Source organism: Kribbella sp. NPDC104218 (assembly GCF_055584105.1).
Genome location: NZ_JBVJMQ010000001.1, coordinates 1,858,565 through 1,875,939 on the forward strand (window position 1 = coordinate 1,858,565; position 17,375 = coordinate 1,875,939).

A 17,375-nucleotide genomic window follows, 5' to 3' on the forward strand; every position below is an offset into this window, starting at 1 on the left:
CTGTGCTCATGAAGACTCGAATCCTCGCGGCGCTGTGTGCCGTTCCGCTGGCGGCCGGCGTCCTCGGCGCCGCCCCGGCCTACGCCGAACCCGACCCGCTCCTCTCGATCACCACCGTCCAGCTGAGCAAGACGTCGGTCACCGTCTCCGGACTCCAGACCGAGAAGATCGACGTCACGGTCAAGGGCGGCTACAACTCGACCGACCCCGGTGACGAGAACACCAGCCTGAACGTCTACCTCAAGCGGATCAGTGGCTCCGGCGAGCTGACCCGGATCGTCTCCACCGACCTGAAGCGGACCGCGGGCACCGTGCAGGACGGCACCTGGACCGGCCCGCTGAACGTCCCCTCGACCGCGGACGGCACGTTCGCCGTGTCCGGCGTCGGCACCGGCCCGTACGGCTCGCCCGGCAGCGGGATGCCGTACGACGTGACGCCGTACAACGGTCAGACCGTGCTCGTGAAGGGCAGTCACCAGCCGAAGATCACCTACACGGTCACGCCCGCGGTGGTCCCGGTCGGCCAGCCGTACAAGATCAGCTGGAAGGTCACCGACTCCGAGACCGGTAAGCCGTTCGGCGGCAAGGTGCGAGTCGGCGCCGGCGTCGACAACGTCTGCGCCGAGGGCGGCCCGGCCCAGACCTTCACCGACGCCAACGGCGTCCTGACCAAGTCGTACGCCGCCTCCGACGCCCAGTGGCTGCACTGCTTCGAGGTGCCGACCGAGCCGTACGCGATCGTTGCCGAGAGCATGTTCGTCAAGCGCCAGGCCGGCGTCTCCGCCACCCCGGCGACGACCAGCGCCAAGGTCGGTACGACGATCCCGGTGAACGGCTCCGTCAGCGGCGCACCGTACAAGTGCGCAGTGCACTTCCAGCGACTGCAAGGCGCGACCCAGTGGCGCACGGTCAGCTCGTCGACCGTCCGCTCCAGCGGCCGGTTCACGGTCAACGGCCAGCCGGTCGCCAAGGGCAAGCTCACCTACCGCGTCCTGCTGTCCGCCTGCGACAACTTCGCCGCCGCCTCCAGCAAGTCGTTCGCGCTCACCGGAGTCTGAGATGACCAGACCCGTCCTCGCGGCCCTGCTGGTCGCACCCCTGGCCGGGGCGGCGCTGACCGGGACGGCGAACGCCGCCGGCCCGGACTTCACCGCCACGTCGATCGTCGTCGATCGGCCGAGTGTCGCGGTCGCCAGTCTGAACACCGTGCCGGTCACGATCACCGTGAAAGGCAAGGTCAACGTCGGCGAGCCGACCGCGACCGATGTTCAGATGTACGCGCACCTGAAGCGCAGCGGCTCGGCGCCGGCCGGGATCAGCTGGGTGGTCTCCGACAACCTGAAGCAGGTCTCGGGGACAGCCGCGGACGGCGTCTGGCAGGGCAAGGTCAACGTGCCGTCCACCGCCAACGGCACGTTGACCGTCGACAGCATCGCGCTCGGCCGCTTCTACCCACCGGCCGGCTCGAATGTCGAGCCGACGCCGGTCGACGGGCCGTCGATCGCGGTCAACGGCGTGCACCAGCCGAAGTTCAGCTGGACCGCGACCCCGGCCGTCGCGGCGGTCGGCGCGCCGGTCTCGATCCGGTGGCAGGTCACCGACTCCGAGACCGGTAAGCCGTACGGCAGCAAGCTGAAGGTGATCGTTGCCGACGACCACGGTTGTGTGGAGCGGGTCGGCCCGGGCGGCTCGGTGTTGACCGACACTGCCGGCGTCCTCGTCCAGAAAACTGTCTCGGACGACGCCCTGCGGTGTCTGCTGATCCCGGGCAGCCAGGCGCCGATCGGCGGTGTCTCGACCGTGCTCCGGCATCCGGGCGTCGTCACCGCCGTACCGTCGAAGACCAGCGCCAAGGTCGGCTCGATCGTGCCGGTGAACGGCGTGGTCAAGGTCAGTCCGCTCTACTGCCCGGTCAACCTGCAACGACTGTACGGAGCCAGCCAGTGGCGGACCGTGGGCGCCGTGAAGACGGACTCCCGCAAGCGCTACACGCTCCAGGCCCAGCCGGCGTACAAGGGCCGGATTCCCTACCGTGTGCAGTTCCCCACATGCTCGAACTACGTGACTGCGGTGAGCCCCACGTTCCACATCATGGGCGTATGAAGACTCGAACCATCCTGACGGCCCTGGGCGTCGTGCCGCTGCTCGGCGCGACGCTCAGCGCCGTCCCGGCAGCTGCCGAGCCGGCGGCGTGGGGCCTTCAGGTCCAGAGCGTCGAACTGAACAAGGCGTCCGTCGCGGTGGCGGGGTTGAACACCGTCCCGGTGACGATCGTCGTCAAGGCGACGTACGACGAGGGCAAGCCGGGACAGGTGATGCACGCCGAGCTGAACGCCGATGACACCTACCCGGGCACCCAGGTGTTCTCGGAGCCGCTGACACTGATCGCCGGCTCGGGCACCGACGGCACCTGGCGGGGCACGGTGAACGTCCCGTCGACGGCGAACGGCAAGTTCGTGGTGAGCAAGGTACGGGCCGGCGCGTGGGATCCGAAGGTCCAGGCTCCGGCGATGGGCTTCGTCGAGAACGTCTCGATGACGGTCAAGGGCGTGCACATTCCGAAGATCACTCACCAGGTCGACCAGGACCCGGTGCCGTTCGGGAAGCCGTACAAGATCACCTGGCGGGTCACGGATTCCGCGACCGGCAAGCCGTACGGGACCAAGCTGAAGGTGATGTCCTTCAAGGGCGCGCCCTGCCTGGAGACCAAGGGCCTCAAGAGCCCGGTCCACACCAACACCGCCGGCACGCTGGTCGTCTCGTACCTGCCGAAGGATGCGGACAGCATGAACTGTCTGTTGCTGCCGGGAACCCAGGCGCCGATCGAAAGCCGCGTCATCGCGCCCAACCGCCCGGGTGTGGTCAGCGCGACCCCGGCGAAGACCAGCGCCAAGGTCGGGACGAGCGTCGACGTCAAGGGCAATGTGCTGGGCCTGAACATGGACTGCTCGGTCTACCTGCAGAAGCTGCAGGGTGCCAGCCAGTGGCGCTCGCTGCGCAGCACCAAACTCGGGCAGAGCGGCCGGTACACGCTGCAGGCGCAGTTGACCGCGAAGGGGAAGGGCACCTACCGGGTCCAGTTCCCGAAGTGCCGGGAGACGCTGGCCGGCGTCAGCAAGAGTTTCAGCATTACCGGAGTCTGAGTTCCGGTCCATCCGTTGCGCCCGATCGCGCAGTAGTTCGGCGCGCGTCTTGGCGTAACGGGTGGACCGGCAGCACTCTCAGCAGTATGCGGAAGACACGAGTGGTTGCGGCGCTCCTCACGGCGTCGCTGGCGGGGATGGCGTTCAGCGCCCCCGCCGCGCAGGCAGATCCGGACCCGCACCTCACGGTGACGCAGGTCCGGGTGCTCAGGACGACACCGGTCGCGGTGTCGTCGCTCAACACCGTTCCGGTCACGCTCGAGGTCGACGCGAAGTACACCTGGCCGGACGCCGAGCCGAACATGACCCTGTTCGCGATCCTGAAGCGCTCGGCAGGCACCGGACAGATCGGCTACCTCTATTCGACCCCGCTCAAGCGGTACGCCGGGACCACGCAGGACGGCAAATGGCGGGGCGTCGTCAACGTGCCCTCGACCGCGAACGGCAAGTTCAAGGTCTCCGGAATCATGACCGGGCAGTTCTGGCCCGGCAGCGGTGACATGACCGACCCGACGCCGGTGCCGAACCCGCAACCGGCAGAGCTGACCGTCAACGGCACCAACCAGCCCAAGATCACCGCTCGCGTCCTGCCGGACCCGGTGCCCTTCGGCAAGGGCTACACGATCCGGTACTCGGTCATCAACGGCCAGACCGGTAAGCCCTACGGCAGCAAGCTGCGCGTCTGGCTGCGCGACGACAACCAGTGCGTCGAAGCCTTCGGCGGCCCCGGCGAGCTCACCGACACCAACGGCTACATCAACAAGGTCGTCCCGGCCGGGCCGAACGCGGGTCAGTTCCTGAACTGCCTGCTCCTACCAGGCGACCCCGCTCCCAACGGCTGGCTGTCGATCTTCGTCAACCGCCCCGGCATCGTCTCCGCGACCCCCTCCAAGACCAGCGCCCCAGTAGGCTCCCTGGTCCCCGTCACCGGCTCCGTCGCCGGCGCGCCGCACAACTGCCCGGTCAACCTCCAGCGCCTCTACGGCGCCACCCAGTGGCGCACCGTCGGCACCGACAAGGTCCGCCAGAGCGGCCGCTTCACCCTCACCGCCCAACCGGCCTACAAGGGCAACATCCCCTACCGGGTCTCGTTCCCCGCTTGCTACAACTACAAATCCGGCCTCAGCAAGACGTTCACCATCCGCGGTACCTGATTCCGGTCTAGTGGAGCCGCCAGGAGGCTTCAAGCTGTGGGTATGACGAATCGACGCGTACTCGCCGCTCTCCTGGCGGCTCCGCTGGTTGTGACGACTCTCGGGGTGGCGCCGCAGGCGCGGGCCGAGGCGAAGATCGCGATTACCGATCTGACGGTGAGCCGGGCGAGTGTGGCGGTTTCCTCGCTGAACACGGTGCCGGTGACGGTGACGCTGGACAGTACGTCGACGTCCGAGGGGACGTACTTCGTGCAGTTCAAGCGGGTGGCGGGGTCGGGGCCGGAGGACGAGGTGTTCTCGATGCCGTTGCGGAAGGTGAAGCCTGGTACCTGGTCGGGGGTGCTGAACGTGCCGTCGACGGTGAGCGGGACGATCAAGGCGACCGCGGTGGTGGCCGGGGAATGGCAGCACGGCGTCGATCTGTGGGATCCGACGCCGGTGGACGGGCCGACGATCGCGGTGACCGGGGTGCACGTCCCGAAGGTCGTCTCGACGGTGATTCCGAAGCTGCCGCCGTACAACACGCCGTACTCGATCAGGTGGCAGGTGCTCGACTCGCAGACCGGTAAGCCGTACGGCACCAAGCTGAAGGTGATGCCGCGCGAGGACAACGCGTGCGTCGAGGGTGATGTCACGCGCACGGTGCTGACCGACACCAACGGCGTCCTGACCAAGAAGTACCCGGCCGGCGACCAGGTGATCTGCTTCTTCCTGCCCGGTAAGCCGGCCCCGATTCTCGGTGTGGGCGCGCGGGTTCAGCACCCTGTGGCGATCTCGGCGACGCCGTCCCGGACGAGCGCTCCGGTCGGGACTGTTGTCCCGGTCAACGGTTCGGTCGTCGGCTCTCCCGTTGGCTGCCAGGTGAACCTGCAGCGGTTGTACGGTGCGAGCCAGTGGCGGACGGTCGGCAGCAGCACGGTGCGCGCGAGCGGACGGTTCACGCTGTCCGCGCAACCGGCGTACAAGGGCAACATCCCGTACCGGGTGCAGTACCCGACCTGCAAGGACTTCGTCGACGGGGTCAGCAAAACCTTCCTGATCAAGGGGATCTGAGTGAAACCAGTCCGTGCAGTACTCGCCTTGTCGCTCGCCGGTACGGCGTTCGGCGTCGCGCCGGCCGCCCACGCCGCCGACCCGGGGCAGTCGGTCTCCGACGTCCGACTGAGCCGGAGCAGCGTGGCCGTGTCGTCGCTGAACACGGTGCCGGTCACCGTCGAGCTCGACGGCAAGTTCCCCGGATGGGGTGCGAACGAGACCCTGCACGTAGATCTCGAACGGTCCGGCGGCAAAGGCCACCTGGATTATCTCTACTCGGCCGAGCTGACCCGGTACGAAGGGACGGTTGCCGATGGCAAATGGCGGGGCGTGCTGCACGTGCCGTCGACCGCCAACGGCACCTTCAAGGTCGACAGCGTCATCACCAGCGGCACGCTGATCACCGGCGAGGGTGACGGTGTGAAGATCGTGAACGGGCCGACAATCGCCGTGGCCGGGAGCAACCAGCCGCGGATCACCGCGAAGGCGCTGAACGAGCCCAGCCCGGTCAGCAAGCCGTACACGATCCGCTGGTCGGTGATCAACGACCAGACCGGTAAGCCGTACGGCAGCAAGATCAAGGTCGGCCTGAACCAGGACACCGGCTGCGGCTGGAACGGCGGCTCACCGCTGCTGACCGACACGGCCGGCTACATCACCCGCACCTACCCGGCCGAGAACACCATCCCGCTCACCTGCCTGGTCGTCCCCGGCAACCCGATGCCGATCGCGAAGGGCTGGGGCAACGTCAAGCGGATCCCCGGCGTCTCGGCGACCCCGGCCCGGACGAGCGCTCCGGTCGGCACCAAGATCGCGGTCAAGGGCGCGGTCACCGGCGGGATCTACCAGTGCAAGGTGCACCTGCAGCGGCTGTACGGCGCCAGCCAGTGGCGCTCGGTCGGCAACGCGACGATCGACTACCAGACCAGCCGCTACACGCTCACCGCGCAGCCGGCGTACAAGGGCAACATCCCCTACCGCGTCCTCTTCCCGGCCTGCGGCGACCTGGTGACCGCGACCAGCAAGCAGTTCGTCATCCGCGGCACCTGAGCTTGACGGTTGGGGTGCGTGGGCTAGCCTGACTTAGGTAGACCTAACTTCCGGCTCGAGAGGACCTGTGGTCACGTGACCAGCCCCGCACCCCGCCGTAACCGCGTTTGCAAGCGGGCCGTGGTCCGTCGTACCGAACGGATCACTCCGCACATGATCAGGGTGGTGTTCGAAGCCGAGGGCTTCGTCGACAACGGCACCACCGACCACTACGTGAAGCTGATGTTCACCAAAGCCGGCGTCCAGTACGCCGAGCCGCTCGACATGGGCGCGGTCCGGGACACGCACCCGCCCGAGGAGTGGCCGACGATGCGCACCTACACGGTGCGCGGCTTCGACGACGCGACGAACGAGCTGACCATCGACTTCGTCCACCACGGTGACGAGGGCATCGCCGGGCCGTGGGCCGCGGCGGCCCAGCCGGGTGACGAGCTCTGGTACTTCGGTCCCGGCGGCGCCTACGCGCCGGAGGCGACCGCCGCCTGGCACCTGCTGGTCGGTGACGAGAGCGCGCTGCCGGCGATCGGCGCCGCGGTCGAGCAGCTACCCCCGGGCGCGCGGGCGACCGTCCTGCTCGAGGTCGAGGACGAGACCGAGGAGCAGAAGCTCGTCGGCGCCGGCGAGGTCGAGCTGACCTGGTTCCACCGGGCCGGCAGCACGCAGAGCCGCGGCGACGCGCTGGTCGCGGCCGTCGAGGCGCTGGAGTTCCCCGAGGACGGCAACACCGTCCAGGCGTTCGTGCACGGCGAGGCCGGGTTCGTCTTCCGGATCCGCAAGCACCTGTTCACCGAGCGGGGCCTGGCCCGCGACCGCGTCTCGCTGTCCGGCTACTGGCGCCTCGGCAAGAACGAGGACGGCTGGCAGGCGGAGAAGGCCGAGACCGCCGCCAAAGAGGCCGCCGCGAAGAACTAACGCGGACGGCGCCGGTCCAGCAATTGGAGCAGGATCGGCGCCTCGTTGGTCGGCAGCACCCAGTCCTCGCCCGAGGCCTGCAGGATGAGCGCCGGCCCGGCCGTCCCGACCACGGTCAGCGCGATCGGGAACTTGAGCCGTTCCGCGCCGCTCAGCTCCACCTCGAACGTCCCGGTCAGCGCGCTCAGCGGATACGTCCTGGACTGCTCCGGCGTCCGCGGCACCGGGTGTCCCTGGATGGTCACGGAGTCCGCCCCGAGCAGCACCAGGCCCGCCGGCGCGCCACGCAGCCGGAAGACCAGCTCGTACGCCGAATCGGCCAGCTCCTCGGCGTACGGCACGAGCAGCGTGTGGTTGGCCCGCCGAGCCAGCAGCAGCCCGGCCAGCAGCCCGAGGATCAAGAACGGCAGGGCCAGAATGGCCGGCCACCAGACGCCGATCACCAGCGGATAAAGCGACCCGATCAGCCCGGTCAGCCCGCCGAACAACCCGCCGATCGCCGCCCACCAGCGCGGGTGGTACCGATGCCGCCCGCGCAGGACGACGCCCGCGGCCAGCATCCCGAGCGGGACGACCGCCCCGGCCCAGGCCGCTGTCGGCCCGTTCACGCTGACCCAGGCGACAATCCCGAGCAGGAGCACCGGGAAGCCCAGATAGGTCACCGCGACGATCCGCTGCACGCGCCGGTCCCGGCGCTCCATCTCGCTCACGGGAAAACCCAAGCACATGACCGCCCCAGCACCTACTGTGCCGAGCGTGATCGTGATTCCCGCCGAGTTGATCGACGCCCACGAGGACGACGAGCCCGAGTGGCTGGCCGCCCTGCCCGCGCTCGTCGACGACTACACCGCCCGCTGGGAGCTGACCCGGACCGGCGCCGTCCTGAACGGCGCCGCCTCGCTGATCGTCCCCGTCGTCCGGGCCGACGGGACGCCGGCGATGCTCAAACTTCAGCCGACCAACGACGAGAACGTCCACGAGGCCCTGGCCCTGCGGACCTGGCAGCCGGACGACGTCGTCGGCGTCCTCGAGGACGACCTCGACACCACCACGATCCTGCTCGAGCGGCTGCACCCGCGGATGCTCAGCGACCTCCCCGATCATGTCGAGGCGACCAAGATCCTGGCCGAGCTGCTGGGCCGGTTGTCCGCCGTCCGCGCGCCCGCCGAGCTCCGCCGGCTCTCGGATCTCGCGGCCGAGCTGGTCGAGGACGCCCCCGGCCTGATCCCGGATCTCGAAGACCCGGCCGAGCAGAAGCTGGTCCGGCGGTTCGCCGACCAGGTCCGGGAGCTGATCCCCGAGGCCGGCGACCGCCTGCTGCACTGGGACCTGCACTACGACAACGTGATGGCGGCCGATCGGCAGCCGTGGATCGTCATCGACCCCAAGCCGCTGGCCGGGGATCCGGCGTTCGAGCTGTTCCCCGCGCTGAACAACCGCTGGGCCGACCTACGCGGGACCGGCGACCTGCACCAGGCCATCCGGGACCGCTTCGACCTGATGCTCGATGTGACCGGCATCCCACGCGACCGGGCCCTTGTCTGGACGGCGGGGCGCATCCTGCAGAACGTCCTCTGGGACCTGGACGACGAGGAGAGCGCGATCGATCCGGTCCAGCGTGAGATCGCCGCCGCGCTCCGGCTGGGGTGAGCGACCGCCGAACCGGGCATAACAGTCATTGATTGACGAGACAGACACCCCAGGCCAACACCAGGGGACTGCTCGTTGGATACAGTCGCGGTTCCGATGATTCCGCCTGGCGGGGGATGCGAGGGTTAGTCCGTGACCGCTCAACTCGAGTATCCCGACGTCCAGGACAGTGACGCGCTGCTGTCGATCCAGGGCCTGTGGAAAGTGTTCGGCCCGAAGGCGCAGCGGGTGCCCCGGCGGCCGGAGCTGGCCGCGCTGGACCGGCCGGCGCTCTACGCCAAGACCGGGTGTACGGCGGCCGTCCGCGATCTGAGCTTCGACGTGGCGCCCGGCGAGGTGTTCGTCGTGATGGGCCTGTCCGGCTCCGGGAAGTCGACGCTGGTGCGCTGCCTGACCCGGCTCATCGAGCCGACCGCGGGCAGTCTGATCTTCGAGGGCGAAGATCTGGTGACCGCCGACGAGAAGCGGCTCCGGGCGCTCCGCCGGAGCAAGTTCTCGATGGTCTTCCAGCACTTCGGCCTGCTCCCGCACCGCAAGGTGATCGACAACGTCTCCTACGGCCTGGAGGTCCGCGGCGAGAGCAAGCCGGACCGGCGCCGCCGTGCCCAGGAGGTGATCGACCTGGTCGGCCTCCGTGGGAACGAGCAGCTCTACCCCGAGCAGCTGTCCGGCGGGATGCAGCAGCGGGTCGGCCTGGCCCGCGCGCTCGCCAACGACCCGGATGTCCTGCTCTTCGACGAGCCGTTCTCCGCGCTAGACCCGCTGATCCGCCGCGAGATGCAGAACGAGGTCGTCCGGCTGCACCGCGAGGTCGGCAAGACGATGGTCTTCATCACCCACGACCTGTCCGAGGCGCTCAAACTCGGCGACCGGATCCTGCTGATGCGCGACGGCGCCGCCGTCCAGCTCGGCACCGGCGACGAGCTGGTCGGCGCGCCCGCGGACGACTACGTCCGGGACTTCGTCCGCGACGTGCCGCGGGCCGACGTCCTGACGCTGCGCTGGATCGCGCGGGCGCCGCGCGACGGCGAGCCGCTGGACGGGCCCGAGCTGGGCCCGGACACGCTGGTCCGCGAGGCGACCCGCCTGGTGCTCGAGTCCGACCGCCCGGTGAAGGTGGTCGACGGCGGTCAGCTGCTCGGAGTGATCGGCGACGAGGAGATCCTCGCCGTCGTCGCGGATCCGGCCGACGCGCACTGGACCGCGCGCCCGTCCGACCGCCCGGCCGACTGATGGCTGCGATCACGAGCGACGCCGAGGTGGAGATCCGGCGTCCCCGGCGCAGTGTCGTGGTCGGCGTCCTGCTCGTCGTCTGGGTCGCGGCGTACTTCCTGCTGCGCGGGATCGACACGCTGCCGCTCGGCGGCCAGGAGACGACCGGCTTCCACCGCTGGCTGACCGAGAACCGGGACGCCGTCGGCGCGGGCAACCTCTTCTTCGACGCGATCCGGACCGGCGTCGACAACATCGTCGTCCTGCTCCAGAACGTGCTCTCGCAGCCGTCGTACGGCCGCCCGGTGCCGGTGATCGGCTGGCTCGGCGTGGTCGCCGTCGCGGCGTACCTCGCCTGGGCCTTCGGGAACTGGAAGGTCGCGCTGCTGACCGCCGCCGGGCTCGGCTTCGTCGGTCTGCAGGGGCTGTGGCAGGAGAGCATGGACACGCTCGCCCTGACCATCGCGGCCGTGCTGCTGTCGCTGCTGGTCGCGATCCCGCTCGGGATCTGGGCCGGTCTGTCGAACCGCGCGTTCCGGGTCGCCACGCTGATCCTCGATCTGATGCAGACGCTGCCGACGTTCGTCTACCTCGCGCCGCTGACGCTGTTCTTCGCGATCGGACCGGCCGCCGCGACCATCGCGACACTGATCTACGCCGCGCCGCCCGCCGTCCGGCTGACCGCGCACGCGATCCGCTCGGTGCCGCCGGAGAGCGTCGAGGCGTCCCGATCGCTCGGCTCGACCCGCGGCCAGACGCTGACCAAGGTCCTGCTGCCGATGTCCCGTAGCACGGTCGTCGTCGGGATCAACCAGACGATCATGGCCGCGCTCTCGATGGTCACGGTCGCCGCGCTGATCGACGCGCCCGGCCTCGGCCAGACCGTCCTGAAGGCGCTCCAGACGCTGGACGTCGGCGTCGCGTTCAACGCCGGCCTGGCGATCGTGGTGATCGCGATCGTGCTCGACCGGGTCACCACCGCGGCCGGTGACCGGCCCTGGCGGACGGCGAGTGTCCGGCGGAAGCTCCTGCTCGGCGCGGGTGGCGCCGGCGTCCTGGTCGCGATCTGGTTCTCCCGGACCTATGTCTGGGCGGCCGAGTTCCCGAGCGGGATCGGGCTCGGCGCCAAGATCGCCGTCCTGGCCGCGAATGTCACCACCTGGGTCCAGGACGTCTTCGGCGGCCTGACGTACGGCGTCCGCGACGCCGTGACGCTGGGCGTGCTGAACCCGCTCGAGGCGCTGCTGACCGGCTCGCCGTGGTGGCTGGTCGGGATCGTCGTGGTCGCCTTGGCCGCCATCCTCGGCCACTGGCGGGCCGCGATCCCGGCCGCCGCCTGCGTGCTGCTGCTGGTTGCGACCGGCGTCTGGCAGGACAGCATGATCACGCTGGCCTCGACGCTGCTCGCGACCGTCGTGGTGGTCGCCGTCGGCCTCGCGCTGGGCGTCTGGGCCGGCCGGAACCGCCGGGTCGACCTGGTCATCCGGCCGGTGCTGGACGCCGGGCAGACGATGCCGCCGTTCGTGTACCTGGTGCCGTTCCTGGCTCTGTTCGGGACGAGCCGGTTCACCGCGATCGCGGCCGCCGTCGTGTACGCCGTCCCGGTCACCGTGAAGATCGTTGCCGATGGCATCAAGGCCGTGCCGGTCGCGACCGTGGAGGCGGCCACCTCGGTCGGCTCCAGCAGCTGGCAGGTGATCAGCAAGGTGCAGCTGCCGGTCGCCCGCCGGGCGATCACGCTGGCCGTCAACCAGGGCCTGATCTACGTCCTCGCGATGGTCGTCGTCGGCGGTCTGGTCGGCGCCGGCGCGCTCGGGTACGACGTCGCCGCCGGCTTCGCGCAGAGCGAGCTGTACGGCAAGGGGCTGGCCGCGGGTGCGGCGATCGTGCTGCTCGGCGTCCTGCTCGACCGCATCACGCAGGCGGCGGCTCGGCGTCCGCAGAAATTTCAGGGAACAGTCAGAGGAGAGAAGTCGTGAAGAAACTCCGGTCCGCCGGTGTCCTGACGGCCGTGGCGCTCGCGCTCGCGGGATGTGGCGGGGCGAAGGTCGGTGACGCGCAGCAGCCCGCCGCCGGGGGCGGGAAGGAGTGCGGCAGCTTCAACCTGACCGTCAGCCCGTGGGTGGGTTACGAGGCGAACGCCGCCGTCGTCGCCTACGTCGCCACCAAGGACCTGGGCTGCAAGGTGGTGAAGAAGAACCTCAAGGAGGAGATCGCCTGGCAGGGGTTCGGCACCGGCGAGGTCGACGTGAACCTGGAGAACTGGGGCCACGAGGACCTGAAGAAGAAGTACATCGAGACCGACAAGGTCGCGGTGGCGGCCGGCTCGACCGGGGTCAAAGGCGTGATCGGCTGGTTCGTGCCGCCGTGGATGGCCGAGAAGTACCCGGACATCACCGACTCGAAGAACCTGAACAAGTACGCCGACCTGTTCAAGACCTCCGAATCCGGCGGCAAGGGCCAGCTGCTGGACGGCGACCCGTCGTACGTCACCAACGACGAGGCCCTGGTGAAGAACCTGAACCTGAACTACAAGGTCGTCCAGAGCGGGAGCGAGACGGCGCTGATCCAGGCCTTCCGGGACGCCGAGAAGGACAAGAAGCCGCTGCTCGCGTACTTCTACGAGCCGCAGTGGTTCTTCAACGAGGTGAAGCTGGTCAAGGTCAACCTCCCGGCGTACACGCCCGGCTGCGACGCCGACCCGGCCAAGATCGCCTGCGACTACCCGCCGTACGACCTGGACAAGGTCATCTCGAAGAAGTTCGCCGACTCGGGCAGCCCGGCCATCGACCTGGTGAAGAACTTCAAGTGGACCAACGAGGACCAGAACGCCGTCGCCCGGATGATCGCCGTCGACAAGCTGACGCCGGACGCGGCTGCCGAGAAGTGGGTCACCGACAACCGCGCCAAGGTCGACGCCTGGCTCGGGAAGTAACCGCTAGAAGATCCCGGGCCCCGGGGTCAGGACGCCCGCCGGGTCGTACTTGCGCTTGAGCGTGCGCAGGTGCGGCCAGCGGTCGCCGTAGTGCTGCTGCCAGTCGGCCTGGGTGAACGGGACCGACTCGATCGGGTAGCGGGTCGCGCCGAGCGCCCGCGCCCGGTCGAACAGGCGGCGGTTGCGCTTGAGCATCTCGGTCGCGAACTCGGGTTTCGCGTCCTTCGCCCCCGCCGTCATCAGCGTGAACAGGTAGACCCAGTCGCTCCCGTCGGACGCCGGGAGCCGCAGCGAGGGCCGGGTCAGCTTGGACCGGCGGTGCGCGTAGAGGAGCACGAATCCGCCGTTGCCGACGTCCTTCGGGGTCAGCTCGGTGACGACCTCGGTGACGTACTGCTCGACCGAGCGCTCGGGCAGCCAGAGCGTCAGCCACGGCTTCATCAGGTTGTCCCAGTCCAGCGCGGCGCGGAGCTGCTCGACGGCGTCGTCGATCCGGGTGACATGCGGCAGGAAGTCGGCCTGGCTGACCGTGGCCGCGGACGGCGGCTTGGTCAGACCGCGGAGCAGCTGCGTGTCGACGGGCGGCTTGGCCGCCGGGTGGAAGGTGAAGGCGTTCAGGTGGCTGACCTCGCCCTGCTCGCCGGGGCGCCACCAGTCGCCGTAGATCTCGCTGATCTCGGCGCGCTTGATCAGCGTCTTGAAGTCCTTGAAGAAGTCCTTCGAGCTGCTGTAGGCGAGCTCGTGCCCGCGGACCTTGGCCGGCGCCGGGCCGAGCCGGACGGTCGCCTGGGTGATGATCCCGAACTGCCCGACCCCGGCCAGGACCGCCTCGAACAGCTCCCGGTCCTTGGACTTCGAGCAGCGTTTGAGCTCGCCGGCGCCGGTGACCACCTCGAGCTCGAGCACGCTGTCGACCTGGCCGCCGGACTGGATCGCGGGCGGGATCCCGCCGAGGGACAGCGTGCCGCCGAAGGTGAGGCCGAGGAAGCCGGTCAGCGCCGGCGGGGTCAGGCCCTTGGCGTGGGCGGCGTTGGTCAGCTGCAGCCAGTCGGCCCCGGCGTCCACGACCGCGCGGTCGCTCTCGATCCGGTGAATCTTGCGCAGGGCCCGCATCTCGATCACCAGGCCGCCGGACAGGCCCTGGCCGTCCGTCGTGTTGGCCAGCCCGCGCGCGGCCACCCGGACCCGGTTCCGGACGCAGTACTTGACCATGGCCTGGATGTCGCGGACCGAGCCGGGGACGAGCACCGCCTGCGGCACCTTCTGTACGTACCGGCCCGCGTCCTTCGAGGCGCCCTCCCGGCTCGGGGCGTCCAGCAGGACCTGGCCGTCGAGCGGTGGCAGCGGGTCGACATTGTCACCCGCGGTGGCGGCCCAGGAGCGGCGAACCGGGTCGAATCCGGCCACCAGGATCCCGAGCCCGAGGGCTCCGAGCAGGGCGCGGCGAGTACTCATCCACTCTCCTTCGACAGGTTGAAGTCAGGTTGAGCTTGTTCAAGGGGGCCGTGGGCAATTATCACGGGCTTGCGGAGCAACGCCGACGACACGCCGGATTTCGGGGGAAACACGGTAGCGTCGGGTCCATGATCATCGTGACAGCTGCACTGAAGGGCGGGGTCGGGAAGACAACCACGTCGGTGTACTTGGCCGCGCTGGCATCTTCCAACCGTCGTACAGCCACTCTCGTCGACGCGGATCCACAAGGCAGCGCCGCCGACTGGATCGATGCCTCGGACGACGCGAACCTGGCCCGGATCGAGATTGCCGAGGCGCCGACCGAGCGGCTGCTGACCAAGGCGCTGGACAAGGTGCCGCCCGAGGGGATCGGTATCGTCGACATGCCGCCCTCCCACGAGCGGCTGCTCAACAAGGCCCTCGAACGGGCCCGGATCGTGGTCATCCCGACCCGCGTCGGCGGGGTCGAGACGCCGCGGGTCAAGGCCGTCCTCGAGCTGGTCCCGGACGACGTCCCGGCGGGTGTCGTCATCTGTTCCGCGCGGTCGTACACCCGCGCCTACCAGGAGCTGATGGAGCAGTACGCGAAGGAGGGCATCCCGGTCTGGGGGTCCATCCCGGAGCGGGTCTCCATCACCGCCGGCCCGGACGGCCCGCTCGCGGGTGACGGGCTGGAGGCCTACAAGAAGGTCTGGCGCAAGATCCTCGCCGCCGCTCGGACCTGACGTCGTGCGCGACCCGCCCGGTCTGCCGGGCGGGTCAACGTTGCAACGGAGGCTCACCGCGGACATAGCTCCGGATCACGGTGGCGGCCGCGCCGCGGGCCCAGTCGTCGAAGGTGTGCGAGCGCAGCATCAGCCGGCAGTCGCCGGCGGCGCCGAAGGCATGCGCGGCGAAGGCCTGCCGCATCCGCTCCTCGTAGAGGTCGTACTCCGCCACGCCCTCGCCGGCGATCACGACCAGCTCGGGGCCGACCAGGTTCACCATCGCGGCCAGCGCGGAGCCGATCACCTCGCCGGCCCGGTCGAACGCCGCCCCCGCGTGCACGTCACCGTCGTGGGCGAGCTCGATCGCGTCGGCCAGATCCAGGTTCGGGCGGCCGGTGGTCTCCCGGGCGCGGGTCAGGATCGCGTCGGACGACGCCACGGTCTCGACGCAGCCTCGGCGTCCGCAGGTGCAGACCAGGTCACCGGGGGCCAGCGGCAGGTGGCCGAGCTCGCCGGAGACGCCGTACGCGCCGGAGACCACCTCGCCGTTGATGTACAGCCCGCAGCCGATCCCGGAGCCGATGGTCACCACGGCGAACGAGTCGGCGTCGACGCCGACGCCGAACCAGTGCTCGGCCACCGTCAGCGCGCGGACGTCGTTCGTCACCACGATCGGCACCTTGAGCCGCTTGCCGAGCAGCTCGGCCAGCGCGACCTCACGCCAGCCCATGAACGGCGAATCCCGGACGACGCCGTGCCGCTCGTCGACGTCACCCGACACCGCGACCCCGACGCCGATCAACGGCCCGGCGGTCTTGAGTGTCGCGGTCAGCTCCTTGGCCAGCTCGGCGAGCTGCTCGATCACCGACTCGGCCGCGGTATCGGCCAGCGGCCGGTGGCACACCGTGAGAATCCCGGCGGTGAAATCGGTCGTGACGCCGATCAGCGCGGTCGGCGTCACCTTCAGGCCGATCACCGACACGCTGTGCGGGACGACGGTCAGCGGGCTGACCGGACGCCCGATCCCGGTCTGGTCGGCGCCGACCGGCGCGGCCGCCTGATCGGTGACGAAACCGGCCTCCATCAGCGGCGCGACGGCCTTGGTGACCGCGGCCTGCGACAGACCCGTCCGCCGGGCGATCTCCACCCGCGGGATCGGGCCCTGCGTCAGGATCCGGGTCAGCACCTCGACCCCGGCCGGCGTGGCAAGGGGGAGACGACGACTCGGACGCTGCGGCACGAGAACAACCTACCGGCGTCTAGCCCTTGAGGTCGGCTCTTTCCAACGTTGGCGAGGTCAGCGCCCACCGAATGGTCCGGGTAAGCGCTTCACCGGCTCCACGGACCATAGTTTGTTCTGTCAAAGGTAAGTAGGGCAGGCGAAGTGGCCACCGGGTCCACCACGGCAGCAGCCCGACCGCGGCTGCGGTCAGGACGCCGTACGCCGGACGCGCGGCCCACGGGACGGGCGGGTGGACGAGGATGAACCGGGCGGCCTGCCGGGCCTCGGTCGTGCCGCGGAGCTCAGGCTGGTACTCCGTCAGAGTCTGCTGGAGCTCGGCCACTGTGGTCGGCGGGTCGATGACTCCGAGCTTTCCGGCGACCAGGGCGGCTTCGGCGACGTACTGGTCGCTTTCGGCCGGGGTGAGCGGGTTGGCGCCGTACCGCTGGTGCGCGGTCAGGAAGCTGTCCACCTCGGCGACGTGCACCCACTTGAGCAGATGCGGATCGCTCGCGCGGTACTTCACCCCGCCGGGGCTGATGCCGCGGATGCGCTCATGGACCGACCGGACGCGCTCGATGGCCTCTTCCGCGGCTGGGACCGCGCCGTACGTGGTGATCGCCAGGAAGTAGCTCGTCCGCTGGAGGCGGCCCCACGGGTCACCGCGGTAACCGGAGTGGGCCGAGACGGCGGCCATCGCCAGCGGGTGCAGCGACTGCAACAGCAGCGCGCGCAGACCGCCGGCGAACATGGACGCATCACCGTGGACGCGCCGGATCGGACTGTCCGGCGCGAACCAGCGGGGGCCGGGCGTGTTGTGCACCCGGTCCCGCTCAGCCAGTGGATCCGGCCCCGCGACCTTCGTCAGGATCATCCGCGCCAACTGGTCCCTCATAACCC

Annotated in this window: 16 protein-coding genes; 12 read left to right on the forward strand and 4 right to left on the reverse strand. The window is 69.6% G+C overall.

Translation table 11 applies throughout. The annotated features are described in order from the left end of the window. Positions 1-8: 8 nt before the first annotated feature. The 7 genes from ACZ6ZD_RS08910 (at position 9) to ACZ6ZD_RS08940 (ending at position 7,294) form a co-directional block, all read left to right on the forward strand. Positions 9-1,058 carry a hypothetical protein gene (locus ACZ6ZD_RS08910; RefSeq protein ID WP_465669899.1) on the forward strand — a complete coding sequence of 350 codons (1,050 nt, stop codon included), beginning with the start codon at positions 9-11 and terminating at the stop codon, positions 1,056-1,058. Position 1,059: 1 nt separating this feature from the next. Continuing rightward, positions 1,060-2,103, forward strand: coding sequence for a hypothetical protein (locus tag ACZ6ZD_RS08915; protein ID WP_465669901.1), 1,044 nt, complete (start codon positions 1,060-1,062; stop codon positions 2,101-2,103). Next, the gene (locus tag ACZ6ZD_RS08920) at positions 2,100-3,143 is read left to right on the forward strand and encodes a hypothetical protein (RefSeq protein ID WP_465669903.1); all 1,044 of its coding nucleotides are present in this window, start codon (positions 2,100-2,102) and stop codon (positions 3,141-3,143) included. The genes ACZ6ZD_RS08915 and ACZ6ZD_RS08920 overlap by 4 nt, the downstream gene beginning before the upstream one ends. A gap of 86 nt (positions 3,144-3,229) precedes the next feature. After that, positions 3,230-4,297, forward strand: a complete 1,068-nt coding sequence (locus tag ACZ6ZD_RS08925; protein ID WP_465669905.1) for a hypothetical protein — start codon at positions 3,230-3,232, stop codon at positions 4,295-4,297. Positions 4,298-4,339: 42 nt separating this feature from the next. After that, positions 4,340-5,350, forward strand: a complete 1,011-nt coding sequence (locus ACZ6ZD_RS08930) for a hypothetical protein (protein WP_465669907.1) — start codon at positions 4,340-4,342, stop codon at positions 5,348-5,350. Next, the gene (locus tag ACZ6ZD_RS08935) at positions 5,351-6,382 is read left to right on the forward strand and encodes a hypothetical protein (protein ID WP_465669909.1); all 1,032 of its coding nucleotides are present in this window, start codon (positions 5,351-5,353) and stop codon (positions 6,380-6,382) included. 120 nt (positions 6,383-6,502) lie between these two features. Then, positions 6,503-7,294, forward strand: a complete 792-nt coding sequence (locus ACZ6ZD_RS08940) for a siderophore-interacting protein (protein WP_465669911.1) — start codon at positions 6,503-6,505, stop codon at positions 7,292-7,294. Here ACZ6ZD_RS08940 and ACZ6ZD_RS08945 read toward each other — a convergent pair. Continuing rightward, positions 7,291-8,004, reverse strand: coding sequence for a hypothetical protein (locus tag ACZ6ZD_RS08945; protein ID WP_465669913.1), 714 nt, complete (start codon positions 8,002-8,004; stop codon positions 7,291-7,293). The two genes, ACZ6ZD_RS08940 and ACZ6ZD_RS08945, sit on opposite strands and share 4 nt — an antisense overlap. Before the next feature lie 46 nt (positions 8,005-8,050). On the opposite strand from ACZ6ZD_RS08945, the gene ACZ6ZD_RS08950 reads away from it, so the two are divergent. The 4 genes from ACZ6ZD_RS08950 (at position 8,051) to ACZ6ZD_RS08965 (ending at position 13,091) form a co-directional block, all read left to right on the forward strand. Continuing rightward, the gene (locus tag ACZ6ZD_RS08950; RefSeq protein ID WP_465669915.1) at positions 8,051-8,944 is read left to right on the forward strand and encodes an aminoglycoside phosphotransferase family protein; all 894 of its coding nucleotides are present in this window, start codon (positions 8,051-8,053) and stop codon (positions 8,942-8,944) included. A 132-nt stretch (positions 8,945-9,076) separates the two neighbouring features. Continuing rightward, positions 9,077-10,177 carry a quaternary amine ABC transporter ATP-binding protein gene (locus ACZ6ZD_RS08955; RefSeq protein ID WP_465669917.1) on the forward strand — a complete coding sequence of 367 codons (1,101 nt, stop codon included), beginning with the start codon at positions 9,077-9,079 and terminating at the stop codon, positions 10,175-10,177. Further along, positions 10,177-12,135: an ABC transporter permease subunit gene (locus ACZ6ZD_RS08960; RefSeq protein ID WP_465669919.1), complete on the forward strand. Its 1,959-nt coding sequence runs from the start codon at positions 10,177-10,179 to the stop codon at positions 12,133-12,135. Before ACZ6ZD_RS08955 ends, ACZ6ZD_RS08960 begins: the two co-directional genes overlap by 1 nt. After that, entirely contained in the window at positions 12,132-13,091 is a 960-nt protein-coding gene (locus tag ACZ6ZD_RS08965; protein ID WP_465669921.1) for an ABC transporter substrate-binding protein, read from the forward strand. The genes ACZ6ZD_RS08960 and ACZ6ZD_RS08965 overlap by 4 nt, the downstream gene beginning before the upstream one ends. A gap of 3 nt (positions 13,092-13,094) precedes the next feature. Here the strand turns inward: ACZ6ZD_RS08965 and ACZ6ZD_RS08970 are convergent, their stop codons facing one another. Further along, a complete protein-coding gene (locus ACZ6ZD_RS08970; RefSeq protein WP_465669923.1) occupies positions 13,095-14,546 on the reverse strand; it encodes an FAD-binding protein in 1,452 nt (483 codons plus the stop codon). 128 nt (positions 14,547-14,674) lie between these two features. On the opposite strand from ACZ6ZD_RS08970, the gene ACZ6ZD_RS08975 reads away from it, so the two are divergent. Beyond that, a complete protein-coding gene (locus ACZ6ZD_RS08975; RefSeq protein WP_465669925.1) occupies positions 14,675-15,271 on the forward strand; it encodes a ParA family protein in 597 nt (198 codons plus the stop codon). 34 nt (positions 15,272-15,305) lie between these two features. Here the strand turns inward: ACZ6ZD_RS08975 and ACZ6ZD_RS08980 are convergent, their stop codons facing one another. Together ACZ6ZD_RS08980 and ACZ6ZD_RS08985 are read right to left on the reverse strand one after the other, a co-directional pair. Beyond that, on the reverse strand, positions 15,306-16,493 hold the full coding sequence (locus ACZ6ZD_RS08980; RefSeq protein ID WP_465669927.1) for an ROK family transcriptional regulator: 1,188 nt from the start codon (positions 16,491-16,493) through the stop codon (positions 15,306-15,308). A 19-nt stretch (positions 16,494-16,512) separates the two neighbouring features. Further along, positions 16,513-17,370, reverse strand: coding sequence for an oxygenase MpaB family protein (locus ACZ6ZD_RS08985; RefSeq protein WP_465669929.1), 858 nt, complete (start codon positions 17,368-17,370; stop codon positions 16,513-16,515). Between the last annotated feature and the right edge of the window lie 5 nt (positions 17,371-17,375).